The following is a 12,483-nucleotide window of genomic DNA, read 5'->3' as shown; positions in this document are numbered from 1 at the left end:
TTTACGGGGTGGACATGCGCCGGTAGCGCAGAAACACCGTGTTGTCGACGGGCGTGACGTTCTCCAGCTCGAGGCGCAGCGCCGGCGACGTGGCATCGCCGTCAACGATGGGTCGTTCCACGGACGGGGAGAGGTGAGGATCGACGGTGAGATAGAGCTGGTCTACCAGCCCGGCGGCGATGAACGCCGAATAGACCGACGGCCCGCCCTCGCAGGAAATGCGGGTGGCGCCGCGTGCGCGCAGGGCCTCGATGGCCTCGGTGACGGTACCCGTCCCTGTGCTCACGAGCTCCGCGCCGGCGGCGGCGAGCCGGGCGGCCTCGGGCGAATCCATCCTGTCTGCTGGGGTGAGTACGAGGGGGCCGGCGGCGATGAAGTCCTCGAAGCCGTCGAAGTTGAGGGAGTGGCTAAAGACGGCGAGACGCGTGCTTGTCGACGCCTGATAATCCTCCGCCTTCACCGTTCCCGATCCCACCACGGCCACATCCGCCCAATCGCGCAGCGCCGCGAAGAGCTGGCCGTCCGCCTCATTTCCCATGGCATCCGACGTGCCGTCAATGGTGGCGGAGCCATGCAGCGTGCTCACAGCGATGAGCCGGATACCTTCGCGGTCTGGGCCCAGAAGTGTCGATGTAAGACTTGCCCTATCGTGTGTGTTCCGAGAGTCCGTCATGGCCTTACAGCATACGGAACAATGGACGGTAGCGGACAGGAACGAGCAGCAACGAGCGGTGCAGCGGAAAACGACAAAAGCCGCAGCAAAGGCTGCGGCTTTCAGTATGTCTTTCTGGTGGTCCTAGCTGGGATTGAACCAGCGACCTTTCCGGTGTGAACGGAACGCTCTCCCACTGAGCTATAGAACCTCACTACACACAACATTTGTTATGTCTCAATGTTGCATCGTGTTGCATCGTGGTGCACGACTTAACGTACACCGCAGGTGTGTATCTCCATAATCGCCCAGCTCACTCGCGCTTTCGTGCGGGGGAGCCGGAAAGGCGGTGGTGTGCCGCTCTGGTGTTGTGTCATGTAACAGCTGGTGTTGTGTCATGTAACAAAACTCGTGTGGCACAAGTGCGGGTGCAAGGACGGCACAGGGGCGGTGCAGGGACGGCGCAATGACATCGATGTAATCCCAAGGCGTGTGTGGAGATGTTGATTCACGCTGTGGGCTGCGGATTTGGAAACTTCGGCGGTGCGCGATAATGTTTCTACTCGCACCACGGCATTCCCGCCGGAACAGTGCAATGCGGATGTAGCGCAGTTGGTAGCGCATCACCTTGCCAAGGTGAGGGTCGCGAGTTCGAGTCTCGTCATCCGCTCCAAGACTTCCACTTTGGTGGAGGGCCTTGACAACTAGATAAGCGCGATTAGCTCAGTGGGAGAGCGCTTCCCTGACACGGAAGAGGTCACTGGTTCAATCCCAGTATCGCGCACACGGACTTTTTAGTCCTAGAAAACCGGGCCTGGTTTTCGAATGCGGATGTAGCGCAGTTGGTAGCGCATCACCTTGCCAAGGTGAGGGTCGCGAGTTCGAGTCTCGTCATCCGCTCCAGCACATGTAGTGTGTGAGGCGGTATCGCCACGGTGGAATGGCCGAGTGGTGAGGCAACGGTCTGCAAAACCGTGCACACGGGTTCGATTCCCGTTTCCACCTCAAAAAGTTGGCACCCACAAAGGGTGCTGCAAGCGCGTTTAGCTCAGCGGGAGAGCGCTTCCCTGACACGGAAGAGGTCACTGGTTCAATCCCAGTATCGCGCACAGGGTTTCTTCACGGAAACCCGTGACGAGCTACGGCTTGTCACGCGGATGTAGCGCAGTTGGTAGCGCATCACCTTGCCAAGGTGAGGGTCGCGAGTTCGAGTCTCGTCATCCGCTCCATGTACGCAAGGCGTCTTCCCTTTTTCTGGGGAAGGCGCCTTGTGTGTTTTGTGTGCTTCATTCACCGTGGGGTGAAACACATTTTCAACAATTGGGGGCTGTGGGGGAACTTTCCATGCGGATGCCGCGACTACTTCATAACCGCGCATCCCGCGCGGGACAAAGAATTAGCTAGCGCTTAAACCCCAGCGATACGATGGTGGGGTTATAAGACGCGATTGAGTTTCAAGGAGTCGCCCTCACTATGCAGCTGCGCCAGGTCACCACCGCATTCGCCGCCGGAGCTACCGGTCTCATGATTGCCATGTCTGCGCCACTGGCTCTGGCGCACGACTCCGTGGTGGGCGGAAATGTGGTCAGTGACGCTCCGCTGGAGGAGTTCCCGCGGGAGATCACCCTGGAGTTCTCCGGCATCCCGAAGGAGACCTTTAACACCTTCGCCGTGAGCGACCAGGACAGCGGTAAGGTGCTGTTCGACGGCACGCCGACTATCGACGGCCGCGACCTCACCGTAGAGGTGCCCCAGGACGTGCAGCCGGGCGCCGGCGACTATCAGGTGGGATTCCGCATCACCTCCTCCGATGGTCATTCCACCGTCGGTTCCGTGGAGTTCAGCGTGGCAGGCGGCGAGGACACGGACGGCGCTTCCGATTCTGAAGGAGCCGGAGGCGCCGACGATACCGCCGCCGATTCGGATGCTTCCAGCTCCGATGGCGTCCTCGACTCGCTGCCCACCGCGGCGAAGTGGATCATCGGGATTGGCGCCGTGCTCGTGATTGCGGCAGTGGTTGTTGCATTCGGTGCCAAGACTCGCCGCGCTAACGGCGAAGAATAGAACTGCTCTCGCTCCCTCAGTTTCACCACCTAGAGATTCACCACCAAGAGAAAGGCATATTTCATGCTGAACACCCGTTTTGTACTCCTCTCCACGGTCTCCACCATTACGGCCGCCAGCCTGGCATTGGCGGGCTGCTCGAACAGTGAGGAAGACTCCGCCGGTAACCCGGGCGCTACGAGCACGGCGGCGGCCGCCTCGTCTGCTGCGGAGAAGGACGCGGGGGCGTCGTCAAGCGCGTCGGCGTCTGAGTCCGGGGAAGAGTCACCGTCCGCCGCAGGACCCATCGTCTTCGAGGACGGCGTGGTGCGCGCCATGGAGGAGGACTCCGACATGACCTCCGTATTCGGTACGCTGCGCAACACCAGCGACAAGGACGTGCACGTCATCGGCTTCACCTCCTCTATTGAGGCAAAGAGCTACCAGATCCACGAGGTGGTGGACGGCGTCATGCAGGAAAAGCAGGACGGCTTCGACATCCCCGCCGGCGGCGAGGTGGAGCTGGCCCCGGGAGGATACCACTTCATGCTCATGGGGGTTTCCGATCCCATCCTGGCGGGCGAATCGACTGACGTGACCCTGCTGCTCGACGGCGGTACCACCGCGCGCCTCGGCGACATTCCGGTGCGCTCCATGGGCGCTGGCTCGGAGAGCTATGGCGATATGGGGGACATGAAGGATATGGGGGACATGGCCGATATGGATCATGCTGATCACGCCGACCATTCCGAGCATTCCGATCATTCTGATAACTAGAGAGGACGCGTTGCAATGAGCGAGTTCGCCAATCCTGTGAGCCGGCGGGGAGTGCTCGCCGGGGGAGTGATGGTGGCCGGTGGTGCCGCGCTGGCTGGGTGCGCGAAGGCTGAAAAATCCATCGCCGCCGAGGATTCTGACAGCACTGGCTCCACTGGTCCTACTGGGGCAGAGGAGACGATGGGCAGTGACATCGTGGCCTTTGACGGCGAGCACCAAGCCGGCATCCAGACCCCGGTCCAAGCGCACGTAGAGCTGGTTGGGTTTAATCTCAAGAAGGGCACCACCGCGCGCGGCGCGCGAGCGCTCATGCGGCTGTGGACGGAGGATGCGCGGCGCCTGTGCACCGGCGAGGCACCACTGGGCAGCCTTGAGCCCGAGCTCGCCGTGACCCCGGCGAACCTCACCGTGACCTGCGGATGGGGAGAAGGCTTCTTCCAGGCAGTGGGTGCCGATAAGCCTGAGTGGCTTGGGGACGTGCGCGCCTTCGAGCACGATGATCTGCACGAAGAATGGGGACAGACGGACCTGGTCCTGCAGATCTGCAGCGACGAGCCGCTGACCGCCGCCCACGTGCTGCGGCACATGACGCGCGCCGGCGCAGATTACGCCGAGGTGGCGTGGGTGCAACAGGGCTTTAGCCACGCCTACGGTTCCGCGCCGAAGGGCACTACTGCGCGCAACCTTTTTGGCCAAAAGGACGGCACCGTCAACCCGCGCAGCGACGACGACTTTGCGGAGCAGGTATGGATTGACGGCGGAAAGTTTGCCGGCGGTAGCGCCATGGTGGTCCGCCGCATCCACATGAACCTGGACACGTGGGAGGAGCTGGACCGCACCGCCCGGGAAACCGCCACCGGCCGGACCCTCGACACGGGCGCGCCGCTGGGAGCCAAGGATGAGTTCGACCCGGTTGACCTGGATGCGCGCGACGAGTTTGGCCTCAAGGCCATTGATGCCGATTCCCACGTGGCCCGCGCGCACCCGCCGGCAGACCACCCAGAGCAGAAAATCCTGCGCCGGCCCTTCAACTTCAACCTGCCGCCGACTGCGGAGACCACCGCGCGCGGAGAGCTCAGCAACGCCGGACAGATCTTTATCTGCTACCAAAAGGACCCCACGAAGCAGTTTGAGCCCATCCAGGCCCGACTGGACGAATCGGATCGTCTCAATACCTGGATCAGCCACATCGGCTCCGCCATGTATTACGTGCCCGCCGGAACTGACGGGCAGACCTTCTGGGGCGAATCGCTACTGCGCAGTTAAGCGGGGTAGACTATGCCGCTGTAACTTTCTCGTTGAGTGCTGCTCGGCCAGGTATGTCGAGCGGCGCGTGAGCGCAAAAGGAGCGCACCAAGTCATGGCGGAAATGATTCCAGCAGTCCCGGTCAACTACGAGCCGATCACGGTCCCGGCCGGTACTGCCGTGGGAGCAGCGATGCGCGAGCATGAGCTGCCGAACAAGGGCCCCGAAGCAGTCGTCGTCGTCCGCGGCGCCGACGGCACCCTCTACGACCTTTCCCACACCCCGGACACGGACGCCGAGTTCACTCCGGTGGCCGCCTGCGAGGAGGACGGCCGCGCCGTCATCCGCCACTCCTGCGGTCACGTCATGGCCCAGGCCGTGCAGGCCGAGTTCCCCGGCACCAAGCTGGGCATCGGCCCGGCCATCGAGAACGGCTTCTACTTCGACTTCCAGACCGCTGAGCCCTTCACGCCGGAGGACCTTAAGGCCATTGAGAAGCGCATGAAGAAGATCATCAAGGGCGGCCAGCGCTTCGAGCGCCACGTCTACGCCTCCCCGGAGGAGGCAGAGCAGGCGCTTGCCGACGAGCCGTTTAAGCTCGAGCTGGTCCAAGACAAGGGCAACGTGGACCCGGATTCCGACGAGGCTGCTGAGGTTGGCTCCGGCGATCTGACGCACTATGACAACATCAACCCGCGCACCGGCGAGGTGGAGTGGTTTGACCTCTGCCGCGGCCCGCACGTGCCGACCACCAAGTACATCCCGGCCTTCACGCTGACGCGTTCGTCTGCCGCCTACTGGCGCGGCGACCAGACCAAGGCTGGACTGCAGCGTATCTACGGCACGGCCTTTGAGTCCAAGGACGCGCTCGCTGCGTACCAGACCATGGTGGAGGAAGCCGAAAAGCGCGACCACCGTCGCCTCGGCGCCGAGCTGGATCTGTTTTCCTTCCCGGATGAGATTGGCTCCGGCTTCCCGGTCTTCCACCCGAACGGCGCCACGGTGCGCATGGAGATGGAGGAGCACTCCCGCCGCCGCCACATCGCGGATGGCTACTCCTTCGTCTCCACCCCGCACCTGACCAAGGGCGACCTGTTCAAGAAGTCCGGCCACCTGGATTTCTACGCGGACGGCATGTTCCCGCCGATGCAGCTGGACGGCGAGTGGGATGAGGACGGCAACTGCACCAAGCAGCCGCAGGACTACTACGCCAAGCCGATGAACTGCCCGATGCACAACCTCATCTTCGCGTCCCGTGGTCGCTCCTACCGCGAGCTGCCGCTGCGACTCTTCGAGTTCGGCACCGTGTACCGCTACGAAAAGTCCGGCGTCATCCACGGCCTGACCCGCGCCCGCGGCTTTACCCAGGATGACTCCCACATTTACTGCACCCCGGAGCAGCTCGAGGAAGAGCTGACCAAGGTGCTGGAGTTCATCATCTCTTTGCTCAAGGACTACGGCCTGGATGACTTCTACCTGGAGCTGTCCACCAAGGATCCGAACAAGTACGTCGGCTCCGACGAGATTTGGGAGCGCTCCACCGCCATCCTCAAGTCCGTGGCGGAGAAGTCCGGTCTGGAACTGGTACCGGATCCGGCGGGCGCTGCCTTTTACGGCCCGAAGATTTCCGTCCAGGCACGCGATGCCATCGGCCGCACTTGGCAGATGTCCACCGTGCAGTTGGACTTCAACCTGCCGGAGCGCTTCGAGCTGGAGTACACGGCGTCGGATGGCACCAAGCAGCGCCCGATCATGATTCACCGCGCCCTGTTCGGCTCCATCGAGCGCTTCTTCGGCGTGCTGCTGGAGCATTACGCCGGCGCCTTCCCGGCTTGGCTGGCACCGCACCAGGTAGTGGGCATTCCGGTGGCGGATACGTTCGCCCCGCACCTGGAGAAGGTGTGCGCTGAGCTGCGTTCCCGCGGCCTGCGCGCGGACGTCGATACGTCCGATGACCGCATGCAGAAGAAGATCCGCAACCACACCACCGGCAAGGTCCCGTTCATGTTGCTGGCCGGCGAGCGCGACGTGGAAGCAGATGCTGTGTCCTTCCGCTTCCTTGACGGCACGCAGGTCAACGGCGTGCCGGTGGAGACCGCCATCAACGTCATCGAGGCCTGGGTGCGTGAGCGCAACAATGCGCAGCCGACCAAGGAGACCATCGAGGCCCGCGTGGCGGAATCCGCGTAAGGGCTTGCGCCAAGGACGAAGAGTAAAGGAACGCGACTACTAGTGGGAGAACCAGTGGGAGAGTACGTCGATACCGGCCTGGGAACCCCCGACCGCTTGGAGCGCCTCTGGGCGCCGTACCGCATGAGTTATATCAAGCGCGAGGGCGGAGCGGGCGATGTGCCGAAGAAGGCGCATAACCCGTTCGTGGAGATTCCGCAGATGACGGATGAGGAAGGCCTGATCGTCGCTCGCGGCGAGCTGGTCTACTGCGTGCTCAACCTGTACCCGTACAACGCCGGGCACATGATGGTGATCCCCTATCGTGAGGAATCCGAGCTGGAAAACCTCACCGAGGATGAGTCCCGTGAGCTCTTCCAGTTCGCCCAGGCCGCGATCCGTGTCCTCAAGAAGGTTTCGGGCCCAGACGCGGTGAATGCTGGCTTTAACCTGGGACGCGCCTCCGGAGGTTCTGTGGGTCAGCACCTCCACATGCATATCGTGCCGCGGTGGAGCGGAGACGCTAATTTCATGACTATTGTGGACGGCGTCAAGGTGCTGCCGCAGCTCCTCAAGGACACCCGCTCGCTGCTCGCACAGGGGTGGGCGGAGCTCGCAGCCGAGGGAATCATCGGAGGAGAAGCGCATGCTTAGTGTCCATGGGCGCAAGCCCGCCGCCGTGGTAGTGGTTCCGGTGGCCAAGCTCTTCCTCAAGATGGGCCTGACCCCAAACGTGGTGACCATCGTGGGAACGATCGTGACCATCGCTATTTCGGTCATCCTGATCCCGCTCAACCACCTGTTCGCCGCAGCTATTCTGTCAGGGCTGTTTGCAGCCTTCGACATGCTCGACGGCACGATGGCGCGCCTAACCACGGGCGGCTCGCAGTTTGGCGCCACTCTAGATGCTTCGTGTGATCGCATCACCGACGGCGCACTCTTCGCCGCTATTGCCTATTGGATGGTCTACGTCGATAACGCCAGCGCCTTAAATTTCGCTGCCTGCATGGTGGTGCTGGTTAGCTCCCAGGTCATCTCCTACGTCAAGGCGCGCGGTGAGGCCTCCGGATTTAAGATGGTCGGCGGATTGGTCGAGCGCCCCGAGCGCCTCATCGTGGGGCTAGGCGGCGTGGGCCTGGAGGGCCTCGGCGTGCCCTATGCCTTAGAGGTGGCGCTGTGGCTGCTGGCTGTGGGCTCGCTGTTTACTATTTATCAGCGCATGCGCCAGGCGGCGCGCCAAGACACCAAGGCTCGGTTCAAGAAGGACCTCTAGTTACCTTTCAGTTCTTTAGCCCCTGAAGTTCAAGGAGAACCACCGTGGCCCTGTTCGACCGCGAGCGCCTCATCGCCGCCGGCTACATTGCCTGCTGGAAGGTAGTGCGCTTCCTTCCACAGCCGGCGGCCGCGTGGCTCTTCGAGCGCGCCGCCGACTACGCCAGTGACCACGGGCGGGGCATGGAGCAGCTGCGCAAAAACCTCTCCCGCGTGGTGGGTCCGGAGAACGTTACCCGGCAGCTGGTGCGGGATTCGATGCGCTCGTATCTGCGCTACTGGCTGGAGGCCTTCCGCCTTCCCGCTATCCATGCGGATCCGCAGCTGCAGCAGCGCCTGCTTGCGGGGCTGCGCGGCAAGGAGCACTCCGATGCGTCCATGGCTTCTGGGCGCGGGGTGATTTTCGCACTGCCGCACTCCGGCAACTGGGACATGGCGGGCGTGTTCTGTGTGGGCCACTACGGCGGGTTTACCACCGTGGCGGAGCGGTTGAAGCCGGAGGCGCTTTTCGACGCCTTCGTGGACTACCGCGAAAGCCTCGGCTTTACCGTCCTGCCGCTTACCGGTGGCAGCTCCCCGTTCCCGCGCCTGAAGGACACCCTGCAGCGCGGCGGCGTGGTGTGCTTGCTGGCTGAGCGCGACCTCACGCGCACGGGCGTGACCGTGGACCTCATGGGGGAGGAGGCGAATGTCGCCGCCGGCCCCGCCCAGTTGGCTATCGAGACCGGCGCTGCGCTGCACGTGGTGCACTCCTTCTTCGACGGCGACGGCTGGGGGCTGAGTGTGAGCCCCGAGGTGGAAGTCACCACCCTGCAGGAGACCTGCCAGCGCATGGCCGATGGTTTTGCGGAGAATATCCGCCAGCACCCGGAAGATTGGCACATGCTGCAGCCGCAGTGGAATGTCGACGTCGCGGCACGCCGCCAAGCCCGCGCGCAGAGTTCCCAGCGGGAAGAACGGTAGGTCTGCCTGTCATGCGCATCGGAATCATCTGCCCCTATTCCTTCGACGAGCCCGGCGGCGTGCAGGCCCACATCGTGGACCTCGCCACTGTCTTCATCGAGCAGGGCCACACCGTGGAAGTGCTCGGCCCAGCGGCGCGCGCCACCGAGGTCCCCAGTTTCGTGCGCAAGGGCGGGTGGGCCATCCCGATTACCTACAACGGCTCCGTGGCGCGCCTGGCCATTGGCCCCCACGTGGGGCGCATCATCAAGCGCTTCATCCGCGAGGGCGATTTCGACGTGCTGCATATCCACGAGCCGAACTCGCCGAGTTTCTCCATGGCCGCCCTGGCCTTGGCGCAGGGGCCCATCGTGGCCACCTACCACGCCTCGGCGTCAAGCTCCCTGGTGCTTACCCTTGCCAAGCCTTTCCTGCGCCCCTACCTGGAGAAGATCCGGGGTGGTATTGCGGTCTCCGAGATGGCGCGGCGCTGGCAGGTGGAGCAGCTGGGCGGAGACCCGGTGCTCATCCCCAACGGCGTCGATACCTCCGTTTACGCCCGCGAGCGCGCGGTGCATAGCGCTAGTGACGCTGCAGCGGAGGACAGGCCGGTGGAGATTGTGTTCTTGGGACGCTTGGATGAGCCGCGCAAGGGCCTGGACATCCTCTTAGAGGCGCTCACCCTCGTCCCAGAGAAGGTGCGGGTGACCGTCATGGGTGGCGGGCACCCGCGCAGCGTGCCCGGCGTGGACTTTGTGGGGCGCGTCAGTGATGCCGACAAGGCCGCCATCCTGGGCCGGGCAGACATCTACGTTGCACCCAACACGGGCGGCGAGAGCTTCGGTATCGTCCTGGTGGAGGCCATGGCGGCCGGCTGTGCGGTGGTGGCCTCTGACCTGGAGGCCTTCGCCGCGGTGTGCAACGTCGATTCGGAAACACCGGCGGGCCGGCTGTTCCGCACGGGCGACGCCACGGACTTGGCGCGCGTGCTTACAGACTTAGTCCAGGACCCGGGTCAGCGCGCAGCGTTGACCCAGGCGGGCACGAAGCGCGCCCGGGAATACGACTGGGACCACGTGGCCGCAGCTGTCATGCAGGTGTATGAGACTGTGGCGGATGGCACGAAGGTGCGGGTGGCGTAGATGGCCGTTGAGCTCGTTATCCTGTTCGCCATCCTGTTGGTGGTGGGGATGTGGGCGCTGTTTACCGCGCAGCGCCTGAATTCTCTGCACATCCGCACGGATGCGGCGCTGGCACAGCTGGAGGCCACCCTGGATCGCCGCGCTGCCGTGGTGAGCGCCTTGGAGCCCGAGCTGGAGCACGTGGCTGCCCGGGCTGAGTCCACGGAACTGGTGCAGGGGCACTTCGACGAGCGCACCAAGCGCGAGCGGGAGCTGTCGGCGGCGATTGCGCAGTGCTTCGGGTCGCGGCCGGCCTTGCTTGCCGACGCCGAAGGGCGCATCCACCTAGCCCACCGCTTCTACAACGAAGCGGTGAGCGATACCCGCGCGTTGCGCCTGCGCCCGGCTGTGAAACTATTGCGCCTGGGCGGCACGGCGAAGCTTCCGGAGTTCTTCGAGCTTAGTCAGATCGACTTGTAGTCAGCCGGAGCAGGCCGAGCCTGCTCAGCCTGGATGCGGTATTCGGCCCGGTGCCACAGGAGTGCTATGAGCACCATGGCGAGGATAAGGACGTTGCGCACAGCAAGGGCATAGACCGGAATCGGGTTGGCGCCCACATTGAGCCACAAGTAGTCATAGCCCCACGGGTAGATATAGGTGCCTAAGGCAGCAGCCAGCACGGTGAGGACAGCTAAGGCACGACGGTACCTGGTCGTCTGCGCGGCTACCCGGCGCTGCGCGCGCGTGCCGCGGGGGACCTCGGTGCGCAGCGCTACTGCGAGGATGGGCCCGATCCACACGATGTACTGGGTCGAAAACACCTTGTTGGTGGCAATGAGGAGCAGGATGGCGGCGACGAAGAAGACGGCCGTGGACCGCGGGTTCCAGCCGCCGCGCAGGAAGCGCGAGAGCGCAACACCCAGGGCCCACACCAAAGCTGCAGCCATCGCGATGGTGCTGATGGTGAGCGCGATACTTACACCGGGGCCGGAGATTTCAAAGCTTTTCGATGGCGCATAGTGCGCGTCCCAGCGCTGCGGATCGTAGTAGGCGCCCACCATGAAAACGGTCGCCGCCACCGATTCGATCTGCAGTCCGCGCTCGCCCTGGTAGCTGAGGGGAGACAGCAGGCGGTCCACCCCAGAAAACGCTGCTACGCCCGCGCAGAGGGCAAGGACTGCGGCGAAGTAGGCGCCGAGGCGCTGCCACGTGCCGCGCGCCGAGTACCGCCCCACCAGCCCGGCGGCGAGCACGCCCGGCCAGAGCTTCACCGTCGTGGCCCAGCCCAGCAGTGCCGCGGCGACGCGCGGGCGGGTGGCGAGTAGCGCGCCCGCGCCCGCAACGAGCAGCGCCGGATACAGGTCGAGGCGCCAGGCAAAGACATGGCCTGCCGCCGTGCCGAAGAAGATCCAGAACCACGCAGCAAAAAAGACCTCGGTGCGCCCGCGGTGCTGGCGCAGGAGGAGGGCGAGGAAGGTGGCGTCGGCAAGCAAGGTCATGACCGTAAAGCCCACGAAGTAGCGCTGCTCATGTGGGCCCGTCAGCCACGCCACGAGGACGCTGGGCCACGTGCCCGGCTGCGGGTACTCGGTCATGTCGGTGGGGTTAGTGCCATAGACCCCGTTGAAGTAGTAGTAGAGGTCACCCAGCGGGGTGGTCTTGCACAGCAACATGACCACCAGCAGCACTCGGGCGACGAGCCAGCCGGTCCAGACAGCGGGGAGACTAGCGAGTTTCTTCAATGGTGGATTCGACATCGACCGGCGGGCCCAGCATGAGCAGAACGCTAAAGACAATAGAGACCACGATGAGAGCGATGATGGCCGTGCGCACTGGGTGGCGCACCGACTGTGCCAGGACGGTGTCGAAGAGGCCGTGGGGCTCCGCGTCGTCGGTGAAGCGCCACGGTCCGCTGACCAGCCCGCGCTGTGACACCCATGCGGCGAACGGCAGGGCGGCGAACGGAATGACGGTGACCACCAGCCCCAGGATGCCCACGCCCACCGGCCAGCGGTTGTTGATCCACACCAGCGCGGTCATGAGCAGGAAGCAGAGGAAACCGAAGCCGTGGATGCCGCCCGCGGTAGGGGTCAGGGCCTCGGTCGTACCGGAGTACTTCAAGATCATGGACAGGATCAGCAGGGCCCAGGTGACCATCTCCAGGTAGGCGGCCACGCGGTGCACGCTGTGGGGGCTAGTGGAACTCATGCGGCATATACTACGCAACTCCCCGCGCTGGACCCGTGCGTGAGTAGGATAGT

General features: G+C 63.9%; 12 protein-coding genes and 7 tRNA genes. 15 read left to right on the top strand and 4 right to left on the bottom strand.

Annotated features, from left to right (window positions below; translation table 11 throughout):
- Position 1: 1 nt before the first annotated feature.
- Together ACLI1P_RS07640 and ACLI1P_RS07635 are read right to left on the bottom strand one after the other, a co-directional pair.
- Positions 2-586: a dihydrofolate reductase family protein gene (locus tag ACLI1P_RS07640; protein WP_296135151.1), complete on the bottom strand. Its 585-nt coding sequence runs from the start codon at positions 584-586 to the stop codon at positions 2-4.
- A gap of 202 nt (positions 587-788) precedes the next feature.
- Positions 789-863, bottom strand: a tRNA-Val gene (locus ACLI1P_RS07635).
- A 386-nt stretch (positions 864-1,249) separates the two neighbouring features.
- Here ACLI1P_RS07635 and ACLI1P_RS07630 point away from each other — a divergent pair.
- The 15 genes from ACLI1P_RS07630 to ACLI1P_RS07560 all read left to right on the top strand — a co-directional run bounded on the left by ACLI1P_RS07630 (position 1,250) and on the right by ACLI1P_RS07560 (position 10,702).
- Positions 1,250-1,325: transfer RNA gene (locus tag ACLI1P_RS07630), tRNA-Gly, on the top strand.
- Between the two features lie 39 nt (positions 1,326-1,364).
- A tRNA-Val gene (locus tag ACLI1P_RS07625) sits at positions 1,365-1,436 on the top strand.
- Positions 1,437-1,479: 43 nt separating this feature from the next.
- A tRNA-Gly gene (locus tag ACLI1P_RS07620) sits at positions 1,480-1,555 on the top strand.
- Positions 1,556-1,586: 31 nt separating this feature from the next.
- A tRNA-Cys gene (locus ACLI1P_RS07615) sits at positions 1,587-1,657 on the top strand.
- A 32-nt stretch (positions 1,658-1,689) separates the two neighbouring features.
- Positions 1,690-1,761 (top strand) — tRNA-Val (locus ACLI1P_RS07610).
- A gap of 44 nt (positions 1,762-1,805) precedes the next feature.
- Positions 1,806-1,881, top strand: a tRNA-Gly gene (locus ACLI1P_RS07605).
- 244 nt (positions 1,882-2,125) lie between these two features.
- Complete coding sequence (locus ACLI1P_RS07600) at positions 2,126-2,716, top strand: copper resistance protein CopC (protein ID WP_306507400.1); 591 nt, start codon at positions 2,126-2,128, stop codon at positions 2,714-2,716.
- A gap of 63 nt (positions 2,717-2,779) precedes the next feature.
- Positions 2,780-3,472: a copper chaperone PCu(A)C gene (locus ACLI1P_RS07595; protein WP_306507399.1), complete on the top strand. Its 693-nt coding sequence runs from the start codon at positions 2,780-2,782 to the stop codon at positions 3,470-3,472.
- A 15-nt stretch (positions 3,473-3,487) separates the two neighbouring features.
- On the top strand, positions 3,488-4,738 hold the full coding sequence (locus ACLI1P_RS07590; RefSeq protein WP_306507398.1) for a Dyp-type peroxidase: 1,251 nt from the start codon (positions 3,488-3,490) through the stop codon (positions 4,736-4,738).
- A 94-nt stretch (positions 4,739-4,832) separates the two neighbouring features.
- On the top strand, positions 4,833-6,908 hold the full coding sequence (gene thrS / locus ACLI1P_RS07585; RefSeq protein ID WP_411708481.1) for a threonine--tRNA ligase: 2,076 nt from the start codon (positions 4,833-4,835) through the stop codon (positions 6,906-6,908).
- A 42-nt stretch (positions 6,909-6,950) separates the two neighbouring features.
- Entirely contained in the window at positions 6,951-7,541 is a 591-nt protein-coding gene (locus tag ACLI1P_RS07580; protein WP_296133623.1) for an HIT family protein, read from the top strand.
- The gene (pgsA, locus tag ACLI1P_RS07575) at positions 7,534-8,160 is read left to right on the top strand and encodes a phosphatidylinositol phosphate synthase (RefSeq protein WP_296133622.1); all 627 of its coding nucleotides are present in this window, start codon (positions 7,534-7,536) and stop codon (positions 8,158-8,160) included. Before ACLI1P_RS07580 ends, pgsA begins: the two co-directional genes overlap by 8 nt.
- Positions 8,161-8,210: 50 nt before the next feature.
- Complete coding sequence (locus ACLI1P_RS07570; protein ID WP_296133628.1) at positions 8,211-9,122, top strand: phosphatidylinositol mannoside acyltransferase; 912 nt, start codon at positions 8,211-8,213, stop codon at positions 9,120-9,122.
- 11 nt (positions 9,123-9,133) lie between these two features.
- The gene (locus ACLI1P_RS07565; RefSeq protein ID WP_306507395.1) at positions 9,134-10,243 is read left to right on the top strand and encodes a glycosyltransferase family 4 protein; all 1,110 of its coding nucleotides are present in this window, start codon (positions 9,134-9,136) and stop codon (positions 10,241-10,243) included.
- Entirely contained in the window at positions 10,244-10,702 is a 459-nt protein-coding gene (locus tag ACLI1P_RS07560; protein ID WP_306507394.1) for a hypothetical protein, read from the top strand.
- Here ACLI1P_RS07560 and ACLI1P_RS07555 read toward each other — a convergent pair.
- Positions 10,687-11,964: a DUF2029 domain-containing protein gene (locus ACLI1P_RS07555; protein ID WP_306507393.1), complete on the bottom strand. Its 1,278-nt coding sequence runs from the start codon at positions 11,962-11,964 to the stop codon at positions 10,687-10,689. The two genes, ACLI1P_RS07560 and ACLI1P_RS07555, sit on opposite strands and share 16 nt — an antisense overlap.
- Entirely contained in the window at positions 11,948-12,430 is a 483-nt protein-coding gene (locus tag ACLI1P_RS07550; protein ID WP_411708480.1) for a DUF3817 domain-containing protein, read from the bottom strand. Before ACLI1P_RS07550 ends, ACLI1P_RS07555 begins: the two co-directional genes overlap by 17 nt.
- Positions 12,431-12,483 lie beyond the last annotated feature (53 nt).

This window comes from Corynebacterium tardum, from assembly GCF_046717785.1.
Taxonomy (GTDB): domain Bacteria; phylum Actinomycetota; class Actinomycetes; order Mycobacteriales; family Mycobacteriaceae; genus Corynebacterium.
This window is presented reverse-complemented; position numbering and strand designations above follow the sequence as displayed.

Coding starts and splice junctions, on each gene's coding strand:
- ACLI1P_RS07600 (WP_306507400.1), top strand. CDS start 2,126: ATGCAGCTGCGCCAGGTCACCACCGCATTCGCCGCCGGAGCTACCGGT.
- ACLI1P_RS07595 (WP_306507399.1), top strand. CDS start 2,780: ATGCTGAACACCCGTTTTGTACTCCTCTCCACGGTCTCCACCATTACG.
- ACLI1P_RS07590 (WP_306507398.1), top strand. CDS start 3,488: ATGAGCGAGTTCGCCAATCCTGTGAGCCGGCGGGGAGTGCTCGCCGGG.
- thrS (WP_411708481.1), top strand. CDS start 4,833: ATGGCGGAAATGATTCCAGCAGTCCCGGTCAACTACGAGCCGATCACG.
- pgsA (WP_296133622.1), top strand. CDS start 7,534: ATGCTTAGTGTCCATGGGCGCAAGCCCGCCGCCGTGGTAGTGGTTCCG.
- ACLI1P_RS07565 (WP_306507395.1), top strand. CDS start 9,134: ATGCGCATCGGAATCATCTGCCCCTATTCCTTCGACGAGCCCGGCGGC.
- ACLI1P_RS07560 (WP_306507394.1), top strand. CDS start 10,244: ATGGCCGTTGAGCTCGTTATCCTGTTCGCCATCCTGTTGGTGGTGGGG.
- ACLI1P_RS07550 (WP_411708480.1), bottom strand. CDS start 12,430: ATGAGTTCCACTAGCCCCCACAGCGTGCACCGCGTGGCCGCCTACCTG.